At 69.7% G+C, this 25,993-nt stretch carries 14 protein-coding genes and 1 riboswitch; of the genes, 11 read left to right on the top strand and 3 right to left on the bottom strand.

Annotation, left to right across the window (positions count from 1 at the left end; translation table 11 throughout):
• Window positions 1-18 precede the first annotated feature (18 nt).
• Window positions 19-405: a fluoride efflux transporter CrcB gene (gene crcB, locus AC3DE2_RS05475; protein WP_295377618.1), complete on the bottom strand. Its 387-nt coding sequence runs from the start codon at window positions 403-405 to the stop codon at window positions 19-21.
• 52 nt (window positions 406-457) lie between these two features.
• Window positions 458-523, bottom strand: a riboswitch (Fluoride riboswitch).
• A gap of 366 nt (window positions 524-889) precedes the next feature.
• Between crcB and AC3DE2_RS05470 the strand changes: the two genes are divergently transcribed.
• The 5 genes from AC3DE2_RS05470 (at window position 890) to AC3DE2_RS05450 (ending at window position 5,261) form a co-directional block, all read left to right on the top strand.
• Entirely contained in the window at window positions 890-2,068 is a 1,179-nt protein-coding gene (locus tag AC3DE2_RS05470) for a hypothetical protein (protein ID WP_488425391.1), read from the top strand.
• Window positions 2,069-2,207: 139 nt separating this feature from the next.
• The gene (locus tag AC3DE2_RS05465) at window positions 2,208-2,684 is read left to right on the top strand and encodes a hypothetical protein (RefSeq protein ID WP_295377613.1); all 477 of its coding nucleotides are present in this window, start codon (window positions 2,208-2,210) and stop codon (window positions 2,682-2,684) included.
• Window positions 2,681-3,373, top strand: coding sequence for a C39 family peptidase (locus AC3DE2_RS05460; RefSeq protein WP_295377611.1), 693 nt, complete (start codon window positions 2,681-2,683; stop codon window positions 3,371-3,373). Before AC3DE2_RS05465 ends, AC3DE2_RS05460 begins: the two co-directional genes overlap by 4 nt.
• Before the next feature lie 13 nt (window positions 3,374-3,386).
• The gene (locus AC3DE2_RS05455) at window positions 3,387-3,884 is read left to right on the top strand and encodes a hypothetical protein (RefSeq protein ID WP_488425390.1); all 498 of its coding nucleotides are present in this window, start codon (window positions 3,387-3,389) and stop codon (window positions 3,882-3,884) included.
• A 27-nt stretch (window positions 3,885-3,911) separates the two neighbouring features.
• Window positions 3,912-5,261, top strand: coding sequence for an acetate kinase (locus tag AC3DE2_RS05450; protein WP_488425389.1), 1,350 nt, complete (start codon window positions 3,912-3,914; stop codon window positions 5,259-5,261).
• A gap of 30 nt (window positions 5,262-5,291) precedes the next feature.
• On the opposite strand, the gene AC3DE2_RS05445 is transcribed toward AC3DE2_RS05450, so the two are convergent.
• Complete coding sequence (locus tag AC3DE2_RS05445) at window positions 5,292-6,947, bottom strand: GMC oxidoreductase (RefSeq protein WP_488425388.1); 1,656 nt, start codon at window positions 6,945-6,947, stop codon at window positions 5,292-5,294.
• A gap of 252 nt (window positions 6,948-7,199) precedes the next feature.
• On the opposite strand from AC3DE2_RS05445, the gene AC3DE2_RS05440 reads away from it, so the two are divergent.
• A complete protein-coding gene (locus AC3DE2_RS05440) occupies window positions 7,200-7,634 on the top strand; it encodes a hypothetical protein (protein WP_295377601.1) in 435 nt (144 codons plus the stop codon).
• Window positions 7,635-7,649: 15 nt separating this feature from the next.
• Here AC3DE2_RS05440 and AC3DE2_RS05435 read toward each other — a convergent pair whose 3' ends face one another.
• A complete protein-coding gene (locus tag AC3DE2_RS05435) occupies window positions 7,650-8,036 on the bottom strand; it encodes a hypothetical protein (protein ID WP_295377598.1) in 387 nt (128 codons plus the stop codon).
• 150 nt (window positions 8,037-8,186) lie between these two features.
• Here AC3DE2_RS05435 and AC3DE2_RS05430 point away from each other — a divergent pair, with 150 nt between their 5' ends.
• The 5 genes from AC3DE2_RS05430 to AC3DE2_RS05410 all read left to right on the top strand — a co-directional run bounded on the left by AC3DE2_RS05430 (window position 8,187) and on the right by AC3DE2_RS05410 (window position 25,990).
• Complete coding sequence (locus tag AC3DE2_RS05430) at window positions 8,187-8,849, top strand: secretin and TonB N-terminal domain-containing protein (RefSeq protein WP_488425387.1); 663 nt, start codon at window positions 8,187-8,189, stop codon at window positions 8,847-8,849.
• Window positions 8,846-9,382, top strand: a complete 537-nt coding sequence (locus AC3DE2_RS05425; RefSeq protein WP_295377594.1) for an RNA polymerase sigma factor — start codon at window positions 8,846-8,848, stop codon at window positions 9,380-9,382. The genes AC3DE2_RS05430 and AC3DE2_RS05425 overlap by 4 nt, the downstream gene beginning before the upstream one ends.
• The gene (locus AC3DE2_RS05420; RefSeq protein WP_295377592.1) at window positions 9,382-10,422 is read left to right on the top strand and encodes a DUF4880 domain-containing protein; all 1,041 of its coding nucleotides are present in this window, start codon (window positions 9,382-9,384) and stop codon (window positions 10,420-10,422) included. The genes AC3DE2_RS05425 and AC3DE2_RS05420 overlap by 1 nt, the downstream gene beginning before the upstream one ends.
• A 250-nt stretch (window positions 10,423-10,672) precedes the next feature.
• Window positions 10,673-24,223: a filamentous hemagglutinin family protein gene (locus AC3DE2_RS05415; RefSeq protein ID WP_488425386.1), complete on the top strand. Its 13,551-nt coding sequence runs from the start codon at window positions 10,673-10,675 to the stop codon at window positions 24,221-24,223.
• Between the two features lie 156 nt (window positions 24,224-24,379).
• Window positions 24,380-25,990: a ShlB/FhaC/HecB family hemolysin secretion/activation protein gene (locus AC3DE2_RS05410; RefSeq protein WP_488425385.1), complete on the top strand. Its 1,611-nt coding sequence runs from the start codon at window positions 24,380-24,382 to the stop codon at window positions 25,988-25,990.
• The last annotated feature ends 3 nt before the right edge of the window (window positions 25,991-25,993 follow it).

The raw sequence follows: 25,993 nt of genomic DNA, 5'->3' as shown, positions 1-25,993 counted from the left end.
CCCGCGCCGCCAAGCCGCTCACGTCGCCAGGCTGCGCGCCATCCGCACCGTCATCAGGCCGAGTCCGGTCATCAACAGCGAACCCAGCACATGGACTGCGATGAGCAGGAATGCCCAGCCGTACTGCAGGCGCAGGATCAGCTGCATGGCTTCGGCGGAGAAGCTGGAGAACGTGGTCAGGCCGCCGAGCAGGCCGGTGATCACGAACAGGCGCCATTCCGGCGCGATCGAGGGATGGTGCGCCAGCCAGCCCATCGCCACGCCGATGGCGTAGCCGCCGATCAGGTTGGCCGCCAGCGTGCCGAGCGGCAATTGCGCGTGATTCGGATTGAGCCAGACACTCAGGCCCCAGCGCGCCCACGCGCCCAACGCCGCGCCCAGTGCAATGGCAAGAAAGGAATACATCAGCGGGTCTCCAGAGGGGAGCGATGGCGCATGCCCACCACCCCGTTGCGGGGATTCGGTAGGCATCATCAGCCGTCATGCCGGCGGTTCGGGGAGGCATGCCATCTCCCTGGGCGCACAGCCTAGCATCGTCGACGGGGCCCGTCGAAGACCTCGGACAGGATGCAAGAACGCCAGCCATCACCTTGATCCGGCTACCGATCGTCGGCGCGTGGAACCGTCTTGGGAGCGGCAGACGAGCGGCGCAACGGTTAACGAGAACCTAACAAATGCCCCCCGGCTGACTAACGTTTCCTGTGTGAGCGTGACCGGCGTCGTTTTTTAGCGCCTCCCCTGGGCGCCAGAGCGACACAGGAGAATCAACATGTGCATGCGTAAGACTCTCATTGCATCTGCGGTGTTACTGGGACTTGGTCTGACGGGACAGGCTTTCGCACAGGCAACCAACACGGAAAACGGACCTGGGGCCGATACGCTCGTCGCCGTGGATTTCGATGCGACCGACAGCAGTACCCACGACGGTGACAATCGCGACAACGACGGCGTCGCCTATGCCGACGGCTATGGCACCGCGGCGGCGAACAACGGTGGCACCGCGACCGCCACGTTCTCCAACGCCTTCAACCACAGCAAGGCGGTGGCCGAAACCAAGCTCATCGGTTCGGTCAGCGGCGTGACCGTGCATGACATCGGCAATGTCGCCAAGAACTGGGGCGATGCCAATGGCGGCAACGGCGGACGCGGCGGCACCGGGCGCGGTGGCGACGGCTACGGTGGCGAAGGCACCGGTGGCCGTGGCGGCAACGGCGGCGGTGGCGGCAACGGCGGCGATGGCGGCAGCGCGATCAATGGCAGCGCCACCGCGGGCGATGTCAGCAACGGCGGCGCATCGATCGGTGATGCGGTCGCCGGCGATGGCGGCAATGGCGGACGCGCCGACCACAATCGCGGCAGCCGCGGCGGCGACGCCGGTGCGGCCGGTGGCTGGGGCGGTGGCGCCAGCGGCGGCTGGGGCGGCGACGCCGGCAGCGGCAGCGGCGACGCGATCGCGGCCGACGGTGCGGCGGGTGGCAATGCGGATGCCAACAGTGGACGCGTGCGTGAACGTGGCGCGGGCGACGCCACCGGCGGCACCAGCACCGCGACCGGCGGCGACGGCACGTCCGGCGGCGCGAGCGCGACGGGCAGCTCCAGTACCGCGACCGCGGGCGCGGGCACGGGTGGTTCGGCCACCGGTACCGGCGGCGACGGCACCGCGACCGGCGGTGCGGGCGGCAGCCTGACCGCGACCGCGGGTGATGGCGGCGCAGGTGGCTCGGCGACCAACGGCGATGCCACCAACGGCGACGCTTCCTCGACCGCCAGCAATGGCGACGCCACCGCCGGTGACGGCGCGATGGGCGCGGTCGGTGCGGAAGGCGGCGTGGGCGGCGACGGCAATGGCGGCGTCGGCAACGGTGGCGTCGGCAACGGCGCGATGGGGGGTGCCGGTGGCGCGGGTGGTTCCGTCGCCAACGACGCGGGCACGTTCAACATGTCCAACACCATGAGCAGCGTCGGCCAGTCGGCCGCCGGTGTGATGGTGGCTGCGCAGAACAGCGGCTTCGCGTCGCTGATCCAGCAGGGCATCACCGTGCAGGCCAACCTGACCGTAGGTCCGTAAGCGCTCCCCGGGCACACCGGATCGCTGCATCGATCCGGCGCGCCGTGCGCAGGACGATCCCGCCGCCCCCGCGGCGGGATCGACAGGGGGCGCGTGGCGCGACGTGCCAGGACGGAACGCATGGCAAGGGAGAATGACCATGCATCCCCGTTATCGTTTCGCGCGGCATTTCCAGGCCGCGTCCTGGAGGGTGTTCGCGTTGTGGTGCGCCGGTGCGGGCGTGGCCCTCGCGGGCGAGCCGGCGGCATCACCGGCGCCCATGACGGGCGCCGGCGCGGAGTCGGCCCTGTCGGTGCCGATTCGGGCCGACGTGCCGCAAGGCTGGTTGCAGGTCCGCGAACGCAGCGTGCTCGAAATCGGCGCGCCGGTGGACGTGGCGCGGCTGGCCGGCATGCGCGGCGGCGAGGATGACCACGGCAGCGCCGTGATCATCGATGTCGACGGCACCGTCGATGGCAACACCGCCGACCGCATCATCAGCGGCAGCAACACCATCAACCAGGGCGCCTTCGACAATGCCAACGGCATCAACACGGTCATCCAGAACACCGGCACCAACGTGCTCATCCAGAACGCGATGGTGGTGACCGTGAACTTCGCGGATCCGGCACGATGAGATCCGCCCGTGCCGCCGTGGCGGGAACGATCATGCTGGCGTGCGCCACCATGAACGCCGCCGCGGCGGACATGGATCTGCGGGTGCCCGCCAGCGGCGCGTACCAGGTGCGGGTGACCAGCCTGAAGGAAGCCCGTTTCCGCACCACCATCCCGCAGCAGTTCGACTTCAGTTGCGGATCGGCGGCGACCGCGACCCTGTTGACGTTCCAGTACGGGCATCCGGTCAGCGAGCAGGACGTGTTCGTGCGGATGTACACCTACGGCGATCAGGCGCGGATCCGCAAGGAAGGCTTTTCGCTGCTGGACATGCGCCGCTACCTGCAATCCCAGGGCTTCGAAGCCGATGGCTTCGAACTGCCGCTGGAAAAACTGCAGGAAGAGGGCGTGCCGGCGATCGTGCTGCTCAACGACCGTGGCTACCGCCATTTCGTGGTGGTCAAGGGACTCAAGAACGGCCGGGTGTTATTGGGAGATCCGGCGCGCGGTACCCGCGCGATGCCGAAGTCGCGCTTCGAGGCGCTATGGGACAACCGGGTGCTGTTCGTCATCCACAACCGTCGCGGCCAGGCGCGTTTCAACCAGCCACGGGACTGGCGCACCGCGCCGCCCGCGCCGCTGGATGTCGGCCTGCATCGCGATGGCCTGCGCAACATCGCGGTGCCGCGACGCGGCCCGGGGGATATCTGACATGAACCGGCAAATGACAATCTGCCTGGGCGCGTTCTTCAGCCTGGTCACCGCTGCCGCCATCCCGCTGCCGGCTTCCGGCGACGATGGAGACGGCCTGGGGGCGGAATGGACGCCGATCGATCCGGCCCGGCTGGACACGATGCGCGGCGGCTTCCAGTTGCCGTCCGGCGCGATGCTGTCGTTCGGCATCGAACGGATGGTGTTCATCAACGGCGAACTGGCTGCGAGCACATCGGTGCGGGTCGCGGATCTATCGCGGCTGACCGCGGAAGAGGCGCGCGCGCTTGGCGAGTTCAACCGGGGCATCGTGGTCCAGCGCGGCGACGGCAACCGCTTCGAGCCGGTGAGGTTGCCCGGGGGCGTGGTGATCCAGAACACGCTCGACAACCAGAACATCACCACCATCACCCGCCTGGAAGTGGACAGCCACGTACTGGGTGGTTTCCAGGGACTCAATGCCGGCGGCGCCCTGCAGGATGCGCTGATCGTTTCGGCCGGTACCCGTTGATCCGCTCTTTCCCACGGAGACAACCCGATGAAAAGGATGTCGCTCTCGCGCCTGCTGCCGTTGCCGCTCGCCGCCGGCCTGTTGTCCGCGAACCCCGCGTGGGCCCAGCAGGCGTCGCCTGTATCCGCCACCGACGAGGATCGCCTGGACGCCCTGCAGCGCCAGATCAACGAGCAGACCCGCCAACTCGAATACACCCGGCAATCACTGGAGCAGCAACAACAGGCGCTGTCGCGGTTGCAGTCCGCACTCAACGAGGAGGTCCTGGCCAACGCCCGCGCGCGCGGCGCACCCGCGCCGGCGGTGATGCCGGTGCTCGGCCAGGCGCCGGTACTCGCCGCGCAGAGCGCGCCGGCGCAGGCCACGCCGCCGGCGCGACCTGCCGCGCAACCGGTGGGGCAGGCGCCTGAATCGGATTCGCGCCCGCCGGAAGTTGCGCAGATTTTCGACCAGCCCGGCGTGTTGACGCCGCCCGGGAAGCTCGTGCTGGAACCCTCCCTGCAGTACGGCTACTCGGCGAACGATCGCGTCGCGCTGGTCGGTTACACCGTGATCCCCGCCATCCTGATCGGCCTGATCGATGTGCGCCAGGTCAAGACCACCACCGCAGTCGCCACGCTGACCGGACGCTATGGCATCAACCGGCGCTTCGAACTGGAGGCCAAGCTGCCGTACGTGTACATCAACGGCGATACGGTCAGCCGCGAGATCTTCACCGGTTCCGCGCAGGACCGCGTGTTCAACGCCAGTGGCAACGGCATCGGCGATGTCGAGCTGACCGCGCGCTACCAGATCAACCAGGGCGGGCCCGACAAGGCGTTCTACATCGGCTGGCTGCGCTACAAGAGCCGGACCGGCAAAGACCTGTTCGACGTGGTCACCGACTGCGTGACCCGCTGCGTCGCCAATACCACCGGCACCGGCCTGCCGCTGGACCTGCCGACCGGATCCGGATTCGAGGCGTTGCAGCCCGGCGTGACCTGGCTGTATCCCTCCGACCCGGTGGTGTTCTTCGGCAGCCTGAGCTACCTGCACAACTTCAAGCGCCGCAACGTGTCGCGCCTGCTGGTGGACGGCAAGCGCGAGTCGCTGGGCGACATCGAGGCCGGCGACATCATCGGCTTCAACCTGGGCATGGGCCTGGCGCTGAACGAGAAGGCCGCCATCAGCATCGGCTACGACATGAACGTGGTCGGCAAGACGCAGCAGAACGGGCAGGACGTAGCCGGTGCGGTGCGGGTGACCCTGGCGACCTTGCTGCTGGGCGGTACCTACCGTTTCAACGATCGTGTCTCGCTCAACGTGGCGCTGGGCGCCGGGCTCACCCGCGATACGCCTGACGTGACGTTCACCGCGCGGGTGCCGATCACCTTCTGAATACGCATGCAGGCTGCCGTGAACGGCGGGCTAGAGCAGGTACAGGCAGTCACGCAGGTGCTCGGCCAGGCGCATGCTGAGGGCGACCAGGGTGAAGGTGGGGAATGCCCAGCCGCCGGTCGGAAACACCGAGCTGCCCGCGACATGCAGGTTGTCCATGCCATGGACACGCAGGTTGCGGTCGACCACGCCTTCGGTGGGGTCATCGGCCATCCGCGTGGTTCCCATGTGGTGGGCGGTGCCCTGCAATTGCGGCGTGCCGCTATCCCGCAGCCACGCTTCGACCTGGAAGCTTCCGCCGCCGCCTGCACGCGACAGTTCGCCGCCGAACAGGTGCGCGGCGGTCCGGTAGGTGTGCCAGTCCAGCGACGTGAGCCGCCAATCGATGCAGACGCGCCGCTGCCCCAGCGCGTCCCGTTCTTCGCCCAGGTGCACGCGGCTTTCCGGATTGGGCGCCTGCTCGAAGTAGCCGATCACATCGACATGATCCGGGCGCACCACCGGACGGTCGGCGAGCTTGTTGAGCATGCCGCGCGCCAGATCACCGACGCCGGGCGCCAGGGCCAGCGCGAGCCGGGCGATGTTCTCGCGGTCGGGCGTGGAATCCCCCGACGGCGCGTTGAAGCTCAGGGCCTGCGACATCTGTCCTTCCAGCGAACGGCCTTCATCGGGGCGCGGCCTGCGCAGCGCCGAGCGCAGCCGTCGCGCGGCGTGTATGCCACGCGGCACCGGTCCCTCCACGGCGACCGGCCGTACGCGCCCGGCCAGCAGCCGATGCGCGCGCATCGCGTCATCGGACAGGCACAGCTCCGGGAAGGCGGGCGCGCTGCCCTTGCCGCCAGAACGGTCATAGGGACGGGTGATCGGGGTGACCGCGCGTGCCTGCAGGGTGCCCAGTCGCCCGCGCGGATGATCCATGAAATAGCGGCCCACCAGGTCCTGGCGATTGCCGAGGCCCTGCGGTACCGACGAGTTCGAAAGCAGCAGCAGGCGCGCGTTCTCGATGCCGCCGCAGGCCAGCACATAGCGATGCGCGCGAACGTGGCCACGCCGGCCCTGCAAGGTTCCGATGCGCGCCCGCTGCACGTGTTCTCCCTGCGCGTCGGCCTGCAGCTCCAGCACGTTGGCGTGCAGAACCACCTGGATGTTCGGCGCGCGCTCCAGTTCCGCACGATAGGTGGAGCCGAAGAACACCGGGCTCAGCACGAAATTCCGGTTGACCAGGTGCCGCGGATCGAACGCAGGGGGCTGCCGTGCCGGCGGCGTCAGGAAACCACCGGCCTCGAATTCGTGCTCGTCGATCGCGAACAGATCGCGGGCGCGCGCGTAGTAGGGCTCCAGTTCCGCATAGGAGATCGGCCAGCCGCTGTAGGGCACCCAGTCGCGCGGCGCCAGATCCATGCGCCCCAGCGGTATGCAGCCGCCTCCCCAGACGTTGGTGCTGCCGCCGAAGGCGCGCAGGCGGCTGGCGGCGGGATCCAGTGCCGGGACGCCGATCGATTCACCGGCATAGAGCGACTGGTTGTCGGCATCGCCCGACAGCCCGCCGCCCTCCAGCAGGCAGACGCGCAGCGCCGTGCCCAGGAACTGGCGTGCGATCGCGATCCCCGCCGGACCGGCGCCCACGATGCACAGATGGGCGTCGAAGTCATCGGGGGCGGAAGCGTGTCGATAGTCGATCAACATGCCGACGTTCCTTCCATGCGATCACAGGTTGGCTTCCTCATCGGGACTGCCTCACCCGGCCCGCGGTCCGGGCCGCACAGGAAGAAGCTACGCAAGCCGCGGCGGGAGCCGGCCATGCCGCCGCGACGACCGGCCAGACGCAACCGGATTGTCATCTTCGTGGCGCATATTCCGCCGGTTTGGCAACGGCGGACGGCGATGAAGGATTCCGGCATCGAGAACAGGCATGGATCAGGTCGCGGTGGCATCGGCATGTTGCGCCGATGGCTGGCCGCGGCGATGGCGTGGGGCGTGCTGGTGGCGGCGACCGCCGCGGCGGCGGAAGTTCCCGCGCACTGGCTGGCCTACGCGCGGCAGGCTGGTGAAACATTGCAGCAGCGACTGGCGGACGGAAGCGCGACGGTCGCGGAGCTGCATGGCTGGATGGAACGTTCGGCGACGCGGTCGCAACGCCAGGATCCCGTCGTGGTGAAGCTCTGGATCGATGCTGGCGGCGCGATCGAGCGCAGCGAGTTCGCCTCGCTGGGCGATACCGACGCCGATGCGGCGCTCGCGACGCTGCTGCGCAGCACCCGCCTTGCGCGGCCGCCTGCGGACATGCGCCAGCCGCTGGTGCTGGGCCTGTCGCTCCGCGAGGTCGAAGGCGACGCGGCCGCGACGGCCACGGATGCCCGCACGACGGAGTGAACGCGGTGGTTGCGATCAACGCCCCGGAATCACGGGCGGCGGCGGAGGCGGCGGCGGGCGCTGCGGGCGGGTGGAGACGCCGAAGGCATTGCCCATGCGCTGCTGGGTGGCGGCGCGATGCGCCAGGCCGAGTCCGGTGGGCGGGCGTCGCGCGATGCGTTCGGAACCCGGGGACGCCGGAGGCGGCGTGGTCGCCGGCGTCGTGCGCATCAACTGGCCGAGACAGGCGTAATCGGGCACGCGCTCGCCGTTGACCTGGACGTCGACGCATTGCGCGCTTTCCTTCGGCTCGCCCTTCATTGCCGTGGCGACGGACGGCGTCGCCGTTGCCGGTTCGGCGGCGGACGCGATGCCGCCGGCCATCATCCAGAGCATCGTGGCGAGGAGAAAGGTTCGTGGCATGGATGTCACCGGACTGCAACGATGGCCGAATAGTGTGCCGTGCTCGGCGTATCGATACTGGCGCGTTCCGCCTGCAGTTTGATGACAGTCATTCGCGGGACGACCGCTGCCCCTCTGGAACCGCGCCGCGAGGCGAACCGGCATCGAAGGATGCCGAAGTTCGCGATGCTGTTGGCGGCGTTGCTGTCGCCGTTCGCCGTCCACGCCGGAGATTCGGATTCGCGGCGCTGGTTCGATCTGCCCGCGCAGCCGCTGGAGCGGGCCTTGCAGGCGTATGGCCAGCTGACCGGACTGGCGGTGCTGGTCGATGCGCCCACGCTCGCCGGACTGCGTTCGACGGCGGTGCGCGGGCGCTTCAGTGACGACGACGCGTTGCGGCGGATGCTGGCGGGTACCGGATTGGCGCCGCGTTTCGTGGGCGATGACGCCTTCACCCTGATGATGGTGCCGGTGGATTCCGCCATGCCCGCGCCGCCCGCGAATGAAGTACCCCGCAGGGGCGGCGATCGTTCCCGACAGCGCGCCGCGAGGATGCTCCAACGCGGGTTGGAGGACGCCTTGTGCGCGGATCCATTGACGCGTCCGGGCGGCTATCGCGCCATGATCCGGTTCCGCGTGGACGCGCGGGGCCGCATCGGCGAGGCGGAACTGCAGGCGTCCAGCGGCGATGCCTTGCGCGATCGCGCCATCCTGGCGCGCGTGGCGGGGCGGTCGCTGCCGGGCTTGCCGGAGGATCTACCGCAGCCCATCACCCTGACCCTGCTGCCGGAGAGCGCGGATTCGACGCCGCCGTGCGCGGGAGGTGGACGATGAGCGCCGGCCTGCGGACCTTGCTGCTCGATCACTACGAGGAATTCCGCAAGCGGCTGCGTCGGCGCCTGGGCTCGGACGATCTGGCGTTGGAGGCGTTGCAGGAAACCTGGCTGCGGGTGGAGCGCATGCGCGAGAACGCGCAGCCGGACCGCAATCCGGTGGCGTACCTGTTCCGCATGGCGGTCAATGCCGCCACCGATCAACGGGTGGCGCAGGCGCGTGTCCTTACCGGCATGGAGATCGAAGCGCTGATGGACGAGGTGGTCGACGACCAGGATCCGGCCAGCGTGGCGCTGGGACAGGCGGAGATCGCGGTGCTGGCCGAGGCGCTGCGGGAACTGCCGCGCCGCCAGCGCGCCATCCTGCTGGCCGCGCGGGTCGAACAGGAGCCGCTGGACGCGATCGCGCGCCGCCATGGCGTTTCGCTGCGGATGATCGGCAAGGATCTGAAGAAGGCGTTGCAGCACTGCGCCACCCGCCTGGATCGCCGGGTGGTGCAGCGGTTCGGTCCCGGCGCAGGAAAACAGTCGTGATGGATATGAGGCCGGACGAATCTCCGCAGGCATCCAGGGCACGCGCCCAGGCGCGTGACTGGCTGCTGCGCCTGCATTCGGGGCAGGCGACGACGTTGGATGCCGACGCGTTCCGTCGCTGGCGTGCGGAACCGCTGCATGCGCGCGCGTTCGCCGAGGCGCGCCGGCTCTGGGCGGCGATAGAACCGGCGGCGGCCGTCGCGGCCGAAAGTGCCGCCGCCGCGCCGCCCCTGCGGGCACTGCCGTCGCGACCGTCGCCGGCCGGGCTTGCCGAACCTCCCGGCGCATCGCGGGCCTCACGCCGGCCGCGCGCGATCAACCTAGGACGGCGCGCCTTCGTCGGCGGCGCGGTTGCCGCGTCCGCCGGCTGGCTGATCGCGCGCTCCCCGCTCGGGCTGTGGCCGGAGTGGGAGGAGGTCGCCGCCGACTATCGCACCGCGGTGGGCGAGCAACGCGCACTGGACATCGACGGCGTCAAGGTGGAACTGGGCGCGCGCACCGCGCTTGACCGGAATCACCGCGCCGGTTCGCCTTCGCTGGAACTGGTGCAGGGCGAAGCCCAGTTCAGCGTACCGGTGGCCGCGGCATCGCCGCTGCGCGTATGGCTGGACGCGGGCGTGGTCACGCTGGTCCCGGGATCGCGCGTCAACCTGCGCTGCGTCGCCGAGGATCGCCTGATCACCTGTCTGGCCGGGCAGGCGCGGGTGGAGCAGGGCGGACGCACGGTGGTGCTGGAACCGGCGTGGCAGGCACGCCTGGCGCAGGCCCGGATCGCATCGGTGGCGCCGGTGGACCCGGCGCGGGTCGACGCCTGGCGGCACGGCTTCCTGGTGTTCGACAACGAGCCGCTTGCGCGCGTGGTCGACGAGATCAATCGCTATCGACCCGGGCGGATCCTGATCACGCGCGCGGAGCTGGGGCGTCGGAAAGTGCAGGCGCGCATTCCCACCGCGCAGCCCGACACCTTTCTCGACCTGGTCCATGACGTCTACGGCGCGCGCGTCACGACCATGCCCGGCGGGCTGACCCTGCTGGGTTGAACACGCGCGACGCAAGACGCGTCAGCCACGTCCTGCCTAGCACCTGGAGATGACGGAAACATGAAATCCGCCGTCGAACAGCGATTCGCCATCAGGCAGATGAATTTTTTGTTGCAACGGTTCAGTCGTCGTCACCGGCGGCGGTCTTACCCATCGTAACGCGCACGACGCATCCCACCGTGTTCGACACGGGCATGGGAAGAAGCGGCAAGCGCATCCAGCGAACGACATTCCACGGGTGAGAGCAATGGTGAAGCAGGCGCAACGCACGGGCACTCCTTCCACGGCCGATGGCCTGGGCATCAAGCCGTTGGCCCATGCGATCACCGCATTGCTGGTTGCCGGCGGCATGATCGGAACCGCCGGCGCGCAGCAGGCCTTCAGCCCGGCCTGGTTCGCCGCCAAGGGCGCCAACCAGCAGAGCGCCAGCCAATCCGGACGGCTGCCCAACGGACAGCCGAGCAACCTGCCGCGCCCCGAACAGCAGAACCGCGAGGCGCGCGAGAAACTCAAGACCTCGCTGGAAAACCTGGGCACCGCCGCGCAGGCCATCGCCATGCAGCAGCGCATGCAGCAGGCCGCGCGCGACGCGGCGCGCCTGCGCGCGCCGAACATCCCCGATGGACTGGGCGAAGGCGGCCTGAAGATCGACCAGGATGCGCTCACCCGCGGCTGGCACAACGCCAAGGATCCGACCCAGCAGGTGGCCGACGGCAAGACCACCGTCACCATCGAGCAGACCGCCGACAAGGCCATCCTCAACTGGGAAACCTTCAACGTCGGCCGCAACACCACGGTCGACTTCAAGCAGGACGCGGCCTGGTCGGTGCTCAACCGCATCAATGATCCGAACGCGCGGCCATCGCAGATCCAGGGCCAGATCAAGGCCGACGGCACCGTGTTCCTGATCAACCGCAACGGCGTGGTGTTCAACGGCACCAGCCAGGTCAACGTCAAGAATCTCGCCGCGTCGGCCGTCAACATCAACGATGCGCAGTTCCGCAACGGTCTCTACAGCCAGGCGCAGGGCAAGGACTTCATTCCCACCTTCGCCAACGATCTGGCTTCCACGGCCAGCAGTTTCCGCTATGGGGCGGCAACCGCCGGCATCACCGTCGAGCAGGGCGCGCAGATCACCACCCACGTGCCCAAGTCGGTGACCGAGGGCGGTGGCTATGTACTGCTGCTGGGCCAGCAGGTCCAGAACCACGGCCAGATCACCACGGCCAACGGCCAGACCACGCTCGCCGCCGGCGATGCCTTCGTCATCCGCAAGGGCATGGATACCGATGGCAACCAGGCCTCGACCACGCGCGGAAACCTGGTCTCCACGCTGCGCCTGCCGGCGGGCGGCAACACGGCGACCGGGTTGGTCGGCAACACCGGCCTGATCCAGGCGGCCACCGGCGACATCAGCCTGATCGGCGACGACGTGCGCCAGCAGGGTACGGTGGTGGCGACCACGTCCGTGCACGCGCGCGGCACCGTCCACCTGACCAATGCGGCCGGTAATACCGACGGCCGCATCACCCTGGACAAGGACAGTGTCACCGCGGTGGTGCTGGACGAAAGCGCGACCACCGCGCTGGACGTGCAGCGCGAAACCCTCGTGCGCGACACCGACAAGCCGGACGGCAACCTCACCCATCGCCGCGACCAGTCGCTGATCCGGATCAGCAGCGGCGGCGACGTTGATTTCCAGGGCCAGTCGCTGACCCTCGCCACCGGCGGCCAGGTGCTGGTGGAAGCGGCGGGCCGGTCCACGGTGGCCGACGGCGCGCGCATCGACGTGTCTGGCGCGGTCGGCGTGCGCATCGCCATGGAAGCCAACAATGTCCTGATCAACGTGCAGGGCAATGAACAGCGCGACGCGTCCGGCAACCGCGACGACAAGCGCCTCAACAACAGCAACATATGGCTGGACCGGCGCGATCTGGTGCTGGTGCCGGCCGGTACCAATGGCTACGAGACCGATCGCTGGTACACCGCGGGCGGCCTGCTGGAGGTCGGTGGCTATCTCGGCGTCACCGGCCACGGCATCGGCGAATGGTCCGCGCAGGGCGGCACGGTGCAGTTCAGCGGCGGCGAAGTGGTCACCCGCGAGGGCTCCCGGATCAATCTGTCCGGCGGCACCCTGGACGTGCAGACCGGACGGGTCAACCAGACGTTTCTCAAGGGCGCCGACGGCAGGCTCTACAACGCCTCCAATGCGCCCGGCGATCTGATCTACACCGGCCTCTACAAGGGCTTCGAGGATCGTCATGAACGCTGGGGCTCGCAGACCACGTCGTACTACTACAACCCGCTGATCGCGCCGCGCACGCGCCTGGAGAGCGGCTACGTGGTGGGCCGTGACGCCGGCAAGCTGGTGGTGGCGACCCGCGGCGCGGTGCTGGAAGGCGATGTCGAAGGCAGCACCTTCCAGGGCGATCGCCAGCAGCGTGCGCGCGACGCCGCGCTGGAAAGCTATCAGCAGGCGCAGAACGCGGTCGCGCGGGGCTCGACGCTGGTGATCGGCAGCCATCAGCCGGTTTACGACAAGGACTCCGGCGACCTGCGCCATTCGCCGGGCGCCGTCGTCAACACGGTGACCATCGGCACCGCCGCGCGGGGCGCCGAACCGCAGGCCGGGCGCGTCGCGCTGGACACGGCCTGGTTGAATCGCCAGGGGCTCGGGGGGCTGGAAGTCTACGCGCGCGGCGGCGTGCGGGTGGACGAGGCGCTCACGGTCTCGCCGGGCGGCACGATCGCGCTGCACGCCAGCCAGGTGGACGTCAATGCGGATCTGACCGCACGCAGCGGCAGCATCCGCCTGGGCAACATCGTCACCCAGAGAACCACCAGCGGCGGAGGCGAATGGCTGGACATCGCGATCAGCGAGGTCACGCCGGAGGGCCATCTGCGCCAGGTGAGCCTGGCCGATGGCGTCACCCTGGATGCGCGTGGCGTCTGGAACAACCAGCAGCGCGACGGCAACGACATCGCCGGCCTGCCGTTCGTGGACGGCGGCAGCGTGTCGTTGCGCAGCGACGGCAACGTGATCCTGGGCAAGGACAGCCTGATCGACGTGTCCTCGGGCGCAACCCTCGCCGTGGATGACCGCCTGCAGGGAGGGCGTGGCGGCAACGTGACGCTGGCCGCCGGCATGAACGGCGGCACCGGCGTGCTTGCGCTGGACGGCAAGGTGCGTGGCTATGGCGTCAAGGGCGGCGGGCGGCTCAACATCGAGAACGGCACCCTGATCAGCATTGGCGGCGACGCGCCGCAGGCGATCGAACGGCTGCCCGCGGGCGAAACCAGCCAGCTTCCCCTGCGCCTGGCCGACGACTACGTGATCGAACCCGGTGAGCGGATTCCGCTCGATTTCAGCGTCACGATCACCCGCGTGATGGGCGGCCAGGCGGTCCCGGTACGCACGCGTCCGCTCATCAGTGAAGGCAATCCGGTCACCCTGCAGGCCAGCTGGCGCGTGCCGGTGACGGTGGTGACGGCCGATGGCGTCTATCGCCACGCGGGCACGGTGCTGCCGGCCGGCACGGTGCTGCACACGATCACCGAACTGGACGCCGGCTTCGTCGTGCCGCGCGACGTCTTCCCGGATGGCCTGCCCATCCATTCGCACACCGCGACCTATACCGCGGGCAGCATCGCGACCACGGCGATCGTGGTGCCGCGTGGCCAGCGCATCCCGCCCGGCACGGCGTGGCCTGACGCCGTCGACGTGCTGCCGTTCCTGACCCTGGACGGCGATCTGTTCCAGTCCGGCTTCAAGTCCTACGCGGTGCAGGGGCGTGACGGCGTGATCGTCCCGTCGGGTACCGATCTTTCGGTGGTGATGCCGGTGCTCGACCACGATCGCGAACGCGCGCGCCAGATCGCGACCGGCGCGGATCCCGCCGATGTCCTGACCCCCTGGCTGCCACCGCTGCAGCAGGATGACGCCGCCAAGGGGCGCACCACGCTGCGTCCCGGCGCCAGCCTGTCGCTGGTCGCCGGTTCGATCTACGCCAACGGTCTTCTGGACATCGGCAAGGGCAGTCGCATCGCGGTGGACCCGGGCCAGTCGATCCGCTTGACCGCCAACGATCAGATCACCGTCGAGGGCGAACTGCGGGCGCACGGCGGGCGCATTTCCATCCTGCCCGGCGAGTCGGGGCAGGGGATTCAAAGGAATCGTCCGAACGGGCAGCCGAACGCGCGCTCGATCTGGATCGGCGATCAGGCGCTGCTGGATGTCTCCGGGCGCGCCTACACCGGCGTCGATGCGCAGGGCCGTCGTTTTGGCCAGGTGCTCGACGGCGGCACCATCGAAATCGGCGCGCACCACAATCTGGATGCGCGCGACATCGATGCCGTGGATGCCTTCCTGGTGGTTCGCGCCGGCGCGCGCCTGGAGGCGTCGGGCGCGCAGGCGACGCTCGATCTGCCGGGCCTGGGCAGCACGCTCATTCCGAGCCATGGCGGCGTCATCGCGCTGAGCGCGAGCAACGGCCTGTACATCGACGGCCAGTTGCGCGCGCTCGCCGGCGGCGCCGGCGCGGCCGGCGGCACGCTGGCGCTCAATCTGGAGACGCCGCGTTATCGTGAAGTCGGCCGCTGGGATTATCTGGGGAACGACGTCGACGACGGCGTGCGCGTGCCGCGCGAACTGCTGCTGGAACAGCACTACGGCGGCAGCGGGCTGGCGGCGGACGCCGAAGCCGGCGTGGCGCACGACAGCCTGCGCTACGGCCAGGCACGCTACGGCGTGGACGCCATCCACGCGGGCGGATTCGATACCACCTCGCTGTACGTCAATGGCCTGCTGAGCTTCGCCGGCGACATCGATCTGCGCATGCGGCAGGCGCTCCATCTCACCGCCAGCGGCATCGGTCTGGGCGTCGACGCCGCCCGCGACAGCCGGGTGACGCTCGCCGCGCCCTATCTGAGGGTGTCCGGCAGCGCGCGTCGGCAGGGCGACGGCGAGATGATGCCCAATCCGGTGTTCGGTTCCCGCAATGCCGGCGCGGGCGCCGGCACGCTGGGCGCGCCAGGCATCGCCGAGGGTTCGACGCTGCGGCTGGAAGCGGATCTGATCGACCTCGTCGGCGAAGTCGGCATGGGCGCCAATGGCGAGATCGTCCACAACGGCGGCACGCCGCTGAAAGTCCGGCGCGACGCATTCGAAGCCCTGCAGATGCACAGCCGGGGCGATCTGCGCCTGCGCGGCGCCAAGCTGTTCTCGCCGGGCAACGCCACGCTGGCGGCGCGCCAGATCTACGGCAGCGGCAGCGTCGTCGTCGGCCTGCGCAGCCGGGTCAACCAGTGGAACAACCTGGAGCATTACTACGATCCGGACAGCCGCCTCGACATCGCCCGGGTCGGCACCGAATTGCCGCCGATGCCCTACAGCGTGTTCGGCGCGATGAGCTTCTCCGCCGCCACCGTCAACCAGGGCGGCGTGCTGCGGGCGCCATTGGGCAGCATCACCCTCGGCAGCGCGGACAACAGCGGCAAGACCGGTCTGGTCAATCTGCTGCCGGGCAGCATCACCTCGGTCAGCGCGCGTGGCCTGACCCTGCCGTACGGCGGCACCGTCGACGGCCTGGTCTATCAGTACGACGGCGCCGACGTGGACTTCCACGGCATCGGCAGCGAACCCAAGGTGGAGTTCCAGTCGTCTGCGGTGAACGCGCAGGCGGGCGCGACGGTGGACCTGTCCGGTGGTGGCGTACTCACCGGTGCGGCGTTCCTGTCCGGTCGCGGCGGCTCCACCGACGCGCGACTGCACCCACTGGTGCAGATGGCCGCCGATGGCAGCGGCTTCATCCTGCCCGGCCTGTCCACCAATCCGGTCTATGCGATCGTCCCGGGCGTGCAGGCCGGGCAGGCGCCGGTAGGGGGCGAGCAAGGCGCCGGCGCACCCGCGCTGGGCCGCCAGATCACCATCGGCGCCGGAGTGCCGGGCCTGCCGCCGGGTACCTACACGCTGTTGCCGTCGACCTATGCGTTGCTGCCGGGCGCGTTCCGCGTCGAAATCAACGGGCTGGCCGGCACGGCCGCGCCGTTCGGCAACGTCACCGCGATGCGGAACGGTTCCTGGAGCACGGCGGCGCAGCTGGGCACCGCCAACACCGGCGTGCGCGACGCGCTGCCGACGCAGGTCATCCTGACCTCGGCCGATACCTTGCGTAGCTATTCGCAGTACAACGAGACGTCCTACGCGCAGTTCGCGATCGACAGCGCCGCCCGTGACGGGGTGCCGCGGGCGCTGCTGGAGCGCGACGCCAAGGCGATCAGCCTGCGGTTGATTGAAAGAAGCGAGGAGGGGGCGCTGGGTGCGCCGGCGTTGCGCTTCGACGCCACCGTACGGGCGACGCCGGAAGCGGGTGGACACGGCAGCCTGACCAATCTCTGGTACGCCAGGAACTACGAGATCCTGGCCGACGGCGCTGCGCCCACCGAGGGCTTCAACGGCGTTTCGGTCCACGCCAGCGAGCTCAATGCCATCGGCGGCACGCGCATGGTCATCGGCGGACGCCTGACCAGCACCCAGCGCGACCATACCGGCAGCCAGCAGAAAGCCAACCAGGTCGGCGTCATGGGCAATTCGACCGCCAGCATCGTGCTGCGCGAGGGCGCGGTGCTGGAGGGCACCGATGTCTTCCTGATCACCAGCCGGGTCGACGGCGCGATCACGCTGGAGCAGGGCGCCGGCATCAACACCCTGGGCAAGGGCGCTTCCACCCTGGGCGCCGAACAGGGTTACGTGTACAGCCCGGGCGCCAATTCGATGCTCGCCGTTTCCAACGGCGTGCTCGATCTGCTGGCGCCCGATGCGGCCAGTTCGGACGGCAACGGCGCGGGCGCCATCGAGATCGGCACCTGCGCGATCGGCAAGGCCTGCCAGGGCGAGACCCGGCTGTATTCGGAAGGCACCATCGCCACAGCCACCGACAACCGTTTCGTGCTGGGCGACGAGGTCCGCTATGGCACCCGCAACCTGGTGCTCGCGGTCGGCGGCATCAATGTCGGCAGCGAAACCGCATTGGCCGACGCGGCCCGCCGCGGCGCGCTGCCGGCGGGCATGACCCTCAACCAGCAGGTCCTGGACCGGCTGCTGCTCGGCGATACCCGCAACGGCGCACCGGCGTTGCAGAACCTGGCGCTGACCGCGCGCGAGTCGATCAACTTCTACGAGTCGGTCACCCTGTCCACGTTCAATCCGGCCACCGGCAAGTCCGCGCTGAAGCAGCTGGTGCTGGGTACTCCGGCGATCCTGGGCCATGGCGATGCCGGCGATGTCGCCCGCATCCACACCGACACCCTGGTCTGGACGGGTTCGCGCCTGCCCGGCGGCAACGTGGTCGCGCAGGGACCGGGCACGGGCAGCGGCCAGCTGGTGTTCGACGCCCGCGTCATCGATTTCGGCCATGCGACCAAGAGCCAGCCGGACACGGTGCGCAGCCATGACCGGCTGGCGTTGGGCTTCGCCGGCGTGAGCCTCAACGCGAGCGAACGGGTGACCGCTTCGCACAAGGGAACGCTGTCGGTGTATCAGTCGCAGGGCGACTGGGATGCGGCGAGCAGGACCTTCGCCTACCACGGTGGCAACCTGAACATCGCCACGCCGCTGCTGACCGGCGCGGCCGGTTCGGTCAATCGCATCACCGCGGGCGGCGACATCCGCGTGACCGGTTCCGGCAGCGCCACGACGACGCCGGCCACCAACGCCAGTGACGCGCTGGGCGCGGAAATCGCGCTGGACAGCCGCGGCGGAGGGCTGTCGTTCGATGGCGTCGCCTGGCTGCCGAGCGGCAAGCTGGGCCTCAGCGCGCGGGACGAGGTGGTGCTGGGCGACGCCGCGCGGCTGGATCTGGCGGGCCGCAAGCTCGACTTCTTCGATGTCAGCAAGTACAGCTGGGGCGGCGAGGTGGTGCTGGAGAGCCGCGCGGGCGACGTGCGCCAGTCCGCGACGGCGCAGATCGATCTGTCCGCGCGGTTCAACCGCGCCGGCAGGCTGAGCGCGATTGCGCAGGGCGGCACGGTGGATCTGGCCGGCCGCATCCTCGGCGCCAGCAGCGGCCACTACGACGCCGGTGGCACCGACGTGCCGTTCATGGCCGGGCGCATCGACGTGCACGGTCGCCGGATCGCCGATTTCGCCGGCCTCAACGCGCGCCTGACCGGCGACGGCATGACCGGCGGCCGCAGCTTCCGCCTGGGCGAGGGCGATCTGGTCATCGGCAACGAACTGAAAGCGCATGAAATCAACGTCTCGCTCAACCGGGGACAGATCACCGTCAACGGCACGATCGACGCGAGCGGCGAACAGGCCGGCAGTATCCGCCTCGCCGCGCGCGACGGCGTCACCCTGACCGGCGGCGCGGTGCTGGATGCCAGCGCCGACGTGCTGCGCCGGGACAGCTACGGGCAGGTCATCGAAGCGCCCAACCGGGCGACGATCGAGGTGGACTCCGGCACCGGCCTGCTGCGGATCGACAGCGGCGCGCGGATGGATCTGCGGGTGGCCGGCGCCGACCGCGGCTATGGCACGGTGGCGCTCAATGCGCCGCGCGTGGGCGGGAATGACATCGCCATCGATGCGCGCGGCGGTATCGCCATCGAAGGCGCCAAGGCCATCACCGTCAATGCCTTCATCAGCGACGACAGCGCGCGTCCCGGCACCGACGCCACCACCGACGGCGGCAGCTACCAGGTCATCGACCAGGACTATCTGGACCGCCTGCATGGCCAGAGCACCATCTTCCTCAACGCCGCGCTCGGCAATGCGGACCTGATGGAAAATCGCCTGGCGGGTCTGCGCGGCTATCGCGATCAGTTCCACCTGCGTCCGGGCGTCCAGATCGTCAGCAGCACCGATCCGGCCATCAATCCGGACGGCAACCTGCACGTGGACGGCGATCTGGATCTGTCCGGCCACCGCTACGCCAGCGTCAATCCGCATTCGCAGCGGACCGGCGTGCGCGGTTCGGGCGAGGCTGGCGCGCTGGTGATCCGCGCGCGCGGCGATCTGGAAGTGTTCGGCAGCATCAGCGATGGCTTCGACGGCTCGCGCCTGGCCGCGGGATTCGACGACCAGGGCTGGATCCTGACCCGGGGCCGGCAGCCGCATGGCGCCGACGTGGTCGTGCCGCATGGCGGCATGGTCACCCTGGTCGCGGGCACGGTGTTCCCGTCGGGCAAGGTGCTCAACTACGACGTACGCATCAACGGCATGGAAGTGGCGGCGGGGACCCGGCTGCCGACCGAGGTGACGCTGGCCCAGCCGATGACGCTGGCGCGTGGCACCGTGCTGGGCGGTCCGGTGTTCGACGCCGCCGGCCAGCTGCTGTACGCGGCCGGCACGGTGCTGGCCGACGCGATCGTCCTGCCGGTCGACACCCGCCTGGGCGCGGGCCTGCGCCTGCCGGTCGCCGCGCGCCTGGGCGAGATGATCTGGCCGGCCGGCGTCGCGTTGCCGGCGCCTTCGCGCGGCACGGGGGTGACCCTGGCCGCCGATCTGGCGCTGGCCAAAGGCGCCTTCATTCCCAGCGAGACCGACGTCAAGCTGCCGGGCGATGTGCAGCTGGTGGATCTGCGCGGCAAGGACGCCGATGGCAACCAGGGACGTCAGTGGACGCTGGCGCCGATGCTGGCGGCCGGTTCGCAATCGTGGGACATCACCCTGGTCGGCGGCGCGGATCCGGAAGCGGCGGATCGCCTGGCGGTCTCGCGCGAACGCACCGGCGGCCTGCGCCTGTCCGACAATCACTACGGCATGGGCATGCAGGAATTGCCGGTGCCCGGCACCGGTTCGCCGGCGGTGTATCGCTGGGACGACGCGCCCAACCCGGAATTCGTCGATCTGGTGTCGCTGTTCGGCTACTCGTTCCCGATCATGGCCGGCGCGGTGATTACGCCCGCGGAAGTCGACGAACTGAAGATGCTGGGCATCATCGCCGAGGATCCGAGTGAACTGAACGCCTGGGGCTACGGCGACCTGGCCGCGATGGTCACGCCGGCGACGCCGCCGGACATGGAATTCGTGACCCTGCCGGTGCGCGAGCAACTGGCCAGCGTGGTGCGCACCGGCACCGGCGATCTCAAGCTGGTTTCGGGCGACGACATCCTGACCACCTCGCTGTACGGCATCTACACCGCCGGCACGCCGTCGGCGCGCCTGGCCGCCGCCGACGGCAGCGATCCGTTCAATCTGGCGCGAGGCAGGACGGCGCAGGGGACCGTGCTGGGGGCGGGCGGCGGCCTGTTCGAACACCTGGTCGACGGTGGCGGCCAGAGTCTGTACCAGGCGTGGTTCCCGGAAGCCGGCGGCAATCTGCTGCTGCGCGCGCGCGGCGACATCATGGGCGACAGCCTCGGCAAGCCGACCACCGTGATCCGTCAGGATGCGAACGGCTACCGGACCATGCCGCTCACCGGCAGCGCGTCCGTCGGCAACTGGCTGTGGCGCCAGGGCAGCGGCAGCGTGGGCGACGCCGGCGGCAACGTGGCCACCGCGTGGTGGATCAACTTCGGCACCTATGTCGCGTCGAGCCGCGACAACAGCATGTCGCAGTTCGAGATCATGCCGCGGCAGGTGGCGTTCACCGGTTTCGGCACCCTGGGCGGCGGCAACCTGCTGCTGGAGACGGGCGGCGACGCTGGCATGCTGCAGGGGCGCGGCGATCAGGGCTATGTGATCAGCCGCAGCCAGGGCGTGAACCTGGCGGTGGCCAGCACCGGCAGGGTGACCGCGTCCGGCGAGCTGGTTCAGACCGGCGGCGGCGATCTGGATATCCGCATCGGTGGCGGCCTGAACCCGGATCCGGCCCAGCGCAGTTTCCCGGTCGGCAACCTGCTTCCGGAAGCGAATACCTTCCCGGTCAACAACGTCCACCGGCTGGATCTCAACGGCAGTTTCACCAACCTGCGGGGCGCGCTGCGCATGGAGGCCGGCTCGGTCGGCGGCATCGAGCTGCGCTATGGCGGACTGGATCCCAAGGAGTCGCGCGCTTCCGACGTCTATACCGCGATCACCTCGACCTCCGGCGGCGGCCCGTTGCTGGTGCTCGGCGACGCGACCGCGCGCATCGACGCACGTGGCGATCTGGTCCTGGCCGGCGCCGCCGACGGCGGCCGGGTGCCGCAGTTCCACGGCGGCACGCCGTACCGCATCAACGACACGCTGCGCGACGGCGGCGGCTGGAACTGGTTCTCGCTGTGGACGCCCTCGACCTCGGTCGATCTGTTCGCCGCCGGCGGCAATCTGACGCCGACGCTGGGTGAACTGGATCGCGGCGACTTCAGCGATTTCCTGGCCACCGACGGCAATTTCATCTATCCCTCGATCGTGCGCGCGGTCGCCGCCAGCGGCAGCCTGTTCTATGGGATCAACAACAATGCCAGTGGCGTGGTGCTGGCGCCGTCGCCGGTGGACGCGCGTTTCGTGGTCGAAAGCGCCGGCCAGCTGGAGCTGCTGGCGCGCGATTCCATCTACGCCGGCGGCAACGGCTTCTCGATGTCGGGCGCGGATCCGACCCGGCTGCCCAGTCCCTTCAATCCCGGCTTCATCGGCCTGGGCGACAACGTCTGGTACGGGCGTCGCATCTGGCACAACGTCAGTGCCGACGCGGTGGCGCCATCGGTGCTGTTCGCCGCCGGGGGCGGCGGGCCGCTCGGAACGGCGCAGGCCTATCCGCTGTTCTCGTTCACGCCGCCCACCGCGTCGGGCCATGTGTATGCGGGGCGCGAGCCCGCGCGTTACTACGCGGTCGAGGGGGATCTGGTGGGCCTGCAGCTTGGCGGCATCGTCTATCGCGGCCTGCACACCGGCGAGCGCGGCAAGTATCCGTCCTGGTACGACGGCGGCGGCGCGGTCGCAATCCGGGCGGGGCGCGACATCGTCAACGCGGGCACCCAGTTGGGCCAGTTCGACACGCTCGGCCAGAACTACGGGCAGATGATCGGTTCGCTGGGCTGGTTGGGCACGCCGACGACCCTCGATCCGTCCGCGCCGCACAAGCCGGACCACATCGGCACCGGCACCTCGCGCGGCAATCTGATCGTGCACGCCAGCGCCGACGACGTGTCGGTGGTCGAGGCCGGACGCGACATCCGCTACAGCACCTTCTACATCGCCGGCCCGGGCCAGCTGGAACTCACCGCCGGTCGCGACGTGTATATGGCCGACAAGGGCGAACTGCGCAGCATCGGCCCGGTCTACGACATCACGCCGGGTGACCGTGGCAGCGGCGCGGGCATCACCGTGATGGCCGGGGTGGGCGAGCATGGCGCGGATTGGGCCGCTTTCGCCGCGCGCTACCTGGATCCGGCAAACCTGGCCGATCCGGAACGCCCGCTCGCCGAACAGGCCGGCAAGGCGGTGCGCATCTACGACGGCAGCCTGACTTTGGCGCAGTGGCTGGCGCGCGAGTTCGGCTACGGTGGCGACGAGGCCGGCGCGCAGGCGTTCATGGTCGGGAAACAAGCCGAGCTGGACCGGGCCCGCGACGCCGCGTTGGCGGCGGGCGGGAGCGCGAGCATCCGCAATCTGACGCGCGAGTTCCAGCGCGAGAGCGACCTGCACCTGGTCAACTGGCTCACCACGCGCTTCGGCGGCGCCAACGGCCTGGGCCTGCATTTCGATGCCGGCCGGATGGACGCGCGCGCGTTCTTCGCCGCCCTGCCGCCGGAACAGCAGCGCGTGTTCCTGCGCAATGCCTACTACAACGAACTCAAGGCCGGTGGCCGCGAATACAACCAGGCGGGCGGACCGCGCGAAGGCAGCTACCTGCGTGGACGCGAGGCCATCGCCACGTTGCTGCCGGCCAAGGACAAGGCCGGCAACGCGATCCATTACCAGGGCGGGCTGACCATGTTCAGCAGCGCGGCGTATTACGAGAACTTCGGCGAGACCGCCTCCGCGCGGCCGCGACCGGGCCGGAGCTACATCCGCGAGGACGAATGGTTCGCCCGCGGCCTGCCCAGCGACGTTCCGTTCTACAAGGTCCTCGACGCCGGCATCCACACCGACTTCGGCGGCGACATCAATCTGCTGGTGCCGGGTGGACGCACGCTGATCGGCGTGGACGGCGGGTTCACCCCGGCGGAAGGCTCCGGCGTCCTGACCCAGGGCGACGGCGACATCAACATCTACTCGCGGGGCAGCCTGCTGCTGGGCCAGAGCCGCATCTTCACCACCTTCGGCGGCAACATCCTGGCGTGGTCGGCGGAAGGCGACATCAACGCCGGCCGCGGCAGCAAGACCACCATCGTGTACACGCCGCAGCGGCGCGCCTACGACGCCATCGGCAACGTTTCGCTGTCGCCGACCACGCCGAACACCGGCGCGGGCATCGCCACGCTCAACCCGATCGCCGAAGTGCCGCCGGGCGACGTGGATCTGATCGCGCCGCTGGGCACGATCGATGCGGGCGAGGCGGGCATCCGCGTCTCCGGCAACGTCAACCTCGCCGCGCTGCGCGTGGTCAATGCCGAGAACATCCAGGTGCAGGGCGAGGCCAAGGGCATTCCGGTGGTCGCCTCGGTGAACGTCAGCGCGCTGTCCAACGCCAGTTCCGCCGCCACCAGCGCGGTGCAGGCGGCACAGGACATGGTCAAGCGGCAGACCGCTCGCAATCGCCCATCGGTCATCAGCGTGCAGGTGATCGGCTTCGGCGCCGACGCGGGCAGCGCGGCGCCGCGGCGCGACGACGACGGCTACGACGCCAACAGCGTGGTGCAGGTCAGCATGGGCGAGCCGGCGAATGAATCGCGCAGCCGCCCCGCATCGTCAAATCCACGTCAAGGACGGCACTGACAATGGAGCAACGGCGCATCGCGATCGGAATCTTCCGCGCGATGCGCCGGTTCCCGCCACCGCGCATTCCGTGACGCCGCCACCGTGGCGACCTCACCCGGCGAAGGCCGACAACGAATCGCTTTCGCTCTTCTTTCCGCATTGAGAACCGAACCGATGTTCCCAACCAAGAAGGCGCCACTGCTGGCGCCGTTGAGCTTGTGCATGCTGGCGAGCGGGGTTCCCGCGTTCGCCCAGGAACAGGCGCCCGCCGCACCGGCGTCCGCCGAGGCGCCCGAGGCGCGGGTGAACCTGCTGGAGTACCGGGTGCGGGGCAACACCGTGCTGGACGCGCGGGCGATCGAAGCCGCGGTGGGCCCGTACCTGGGCCCGGGGCGGACGCTGGCCGACGCGGAAGCGGCGCGGGCGGCGTTGCAGGCGGCCTACCAGCAACGCGGTTACCAGTCGGTATACGTGGATCTGCCGGCGCAGCAGGTCAGCGGCGGAGTGGTGCTGCTGCAGGTGACCCAGACCCGGGTGGGCGCGGTCAACGTGGTAGGCGCGCGCCACCACGATCCGGATCGGCTGCGCGCGGCGGTGCCGGCGCTGGCGCCGGGGCAGGTGCCGGATTTCACCCGCGCGCAGGCCGAACTGGCCGCGCTCAACCGCACGCCGCGCCGGCAGGTGGTGCCGCTGGTCAAGGCCGGCGCCGCCGAGGGCACGATGGACGTGGACCTGAAGGTGGACGACGCCTCACCGTGGCGGTTCAGCGCCACCCTCAACAACGATCACAGCGTGGATACCACGTCCGCGCGCAGCATCCTGACGGTCGGCCACGACAACCTGTGGCAGCGTGGGCACAGCGCTTCGCTGACCTGGTTCGCCGCGCCCCAGGACACGGACGAGGCCAGCGTGATCTCCGGCAGCTACCGGTTGCCGGTGGGCGACCCGGACTGGGAGCTGGAAGTGGCCGGCTACCGCTCCGACAGCAACGTGGTGTCCAGCGGGGCGACCCAGGTCACCGGCAAGGGGCATGCGCTGGGCATCAAGCTCAGCCGCACCCTGGCCGCGGAGGGGGCCTGGTGGCATCAGCTGGCGGTGGGGGTGGATTTCAAGGATATGGACGAGGCGGTGGCCCTGACCGGGATGGCCACTGACTTCGCGCCGCTGAAATACGCGCCGGTGACGCTGGCCTACAGCGGGTTCCGGCAGGGCGAGCGGCACCAGTTCGCGCTGGGCCTGCAGGCGGTGTTCGGCGCGCGCAGCCTGCTGGGCTACGGCAGCGACGCGGCCGCCTTCGACTGGAAGCGCGCCTACGCCGACGCCAGCTTCTTCGCGCTCAAGGCCGAGGTCAGCGACACCTGGACGCTGAAGAGCGGGGCGCAGTGGTTCGCCCGGGTGTCGGCGCAGCTGACCGACCAGCCGCTGGTGTCCGGCGAGCAGTTCGCTGCCGGCGGCATGTTCACCACCCGCGGCTACCGCTCGGCCGAGGCCATCGGCGACTACGGCGCGCTGTTCACCCTGGAGTGGCGCAGCGCGCCGGTGACGCGCTGGGGCCTGCGCGACTGGCGCGTGCACGGCTATCTGGACGGGGCCTGGTTGGGCCTGCGCCGGCCGCTGCCGGAGCAGGAGCGGGAAGCGTCGCTGGCGGCCATCGGGTTTGGCACCAGCTTCCAGGTGACCGAGCACTTCAACGTGCGCCTGGACTACGGCCACACCCTGCTGGACGGCCCCACCACCACCCGCGGCGCAGATCGCCTGCACCTGAGCGTCGGCGCCAGCTACTGACCG

It is taken from the genome of Pseudoxanthomonas sp. 68-E7 (genome assembly GCF_057773145.1).
This window is presented reverse-complemented; position numbering and strand designations above follow the sequence as displayed.

Bases quoted from the DNA above. Each gene is read 5' to 3' on its own strand.
- AC3DE2_RS05410 (WP_488425385.1), top strand. From the start codon at position 24,380: ATGTTCCCAACCAAGAAGGCGCCACTGCTGGCGCCGTTGAGCTTGTGC.
- crcB (WP_295377618.1), bottom strand. From the start codon at position 405: ATGTATTCCTTTCTTGCCATTGCACTGGGCGCGGCGTTGGGCGCGTGG.
- AC3DE2_RS05445 (WP_488425388.1), bottom strand. From the start codon at position 6,947: ATGTTGATCGACTATCGACACGCTTCCGCCCCCGATGACTTCGACGCC.
- AC3DE2_RS05450 (WP_488425389.1), top strand. From the start codon at position 3,912: ATGAAAAGGATGTCGCTCTCGCGCCTGCTGCCGTTGCCGCTCGCCGCC.
- AC3DE2_RS05430 (WP_488425387.1), top strand. From the start codon at position 8,187: ATGCCGAAGTTCGCGATGCTGTTGGCGGCGTTGCTGTCGCCGTTCGCC.
- AC3DE2_RS05455 (WP_488425390.1), top strand. From the start codon at position 3,387: ATGACAATCTGCCTGGGCGCGTTCTTCAGCCTGGTCACCGCTGCCGCC.
- AC3DE2_RS05435 (WP_295377598.1), bottom strand. From the start codon at position 8,036: ATGCCACGAACCTTTCTCCTCGCCACGATGCTCTGGATGATGGCCGGC.
- AC3DE2_RS05460 (WP_295377611.1), top strand. From the start codon at position 2,681: ATGAGATCCGCCCGTGCCGCCGTGGCGGGAACGATCATGCTGGCGTGC.
- AC3DE2_RS05465 (WP_295377613.1), top strand. From the start codon at position 2,208: ATGCATCCCCGTTATCGTTTCGCGCGGCATTTCCAGGCCGCGTCCTGG.
- AC3DE2_RS05440 (WP_295377601.1), top strand. From the start codon at position 7,200: ATGTTGCGCCGATGGCTGGCCGCGGCGATGGCGTGGGGCGTGCTGGTG.
- AC3DE2_RS05425 (WP_295377594.1), top strand. From the start codon at position 8,846: ATGAGCGCCGGCCTGCGGACCTTGCTGCTCGATCACTACGAGGAATTC.
- AC3DE2_RS05420 (WP_295377592.1), top strand. From the start codon at position 9,382: ATGGATATGAGGCCGGACGAATCTCCGCAGGCATCCAGGGCACGCGCC.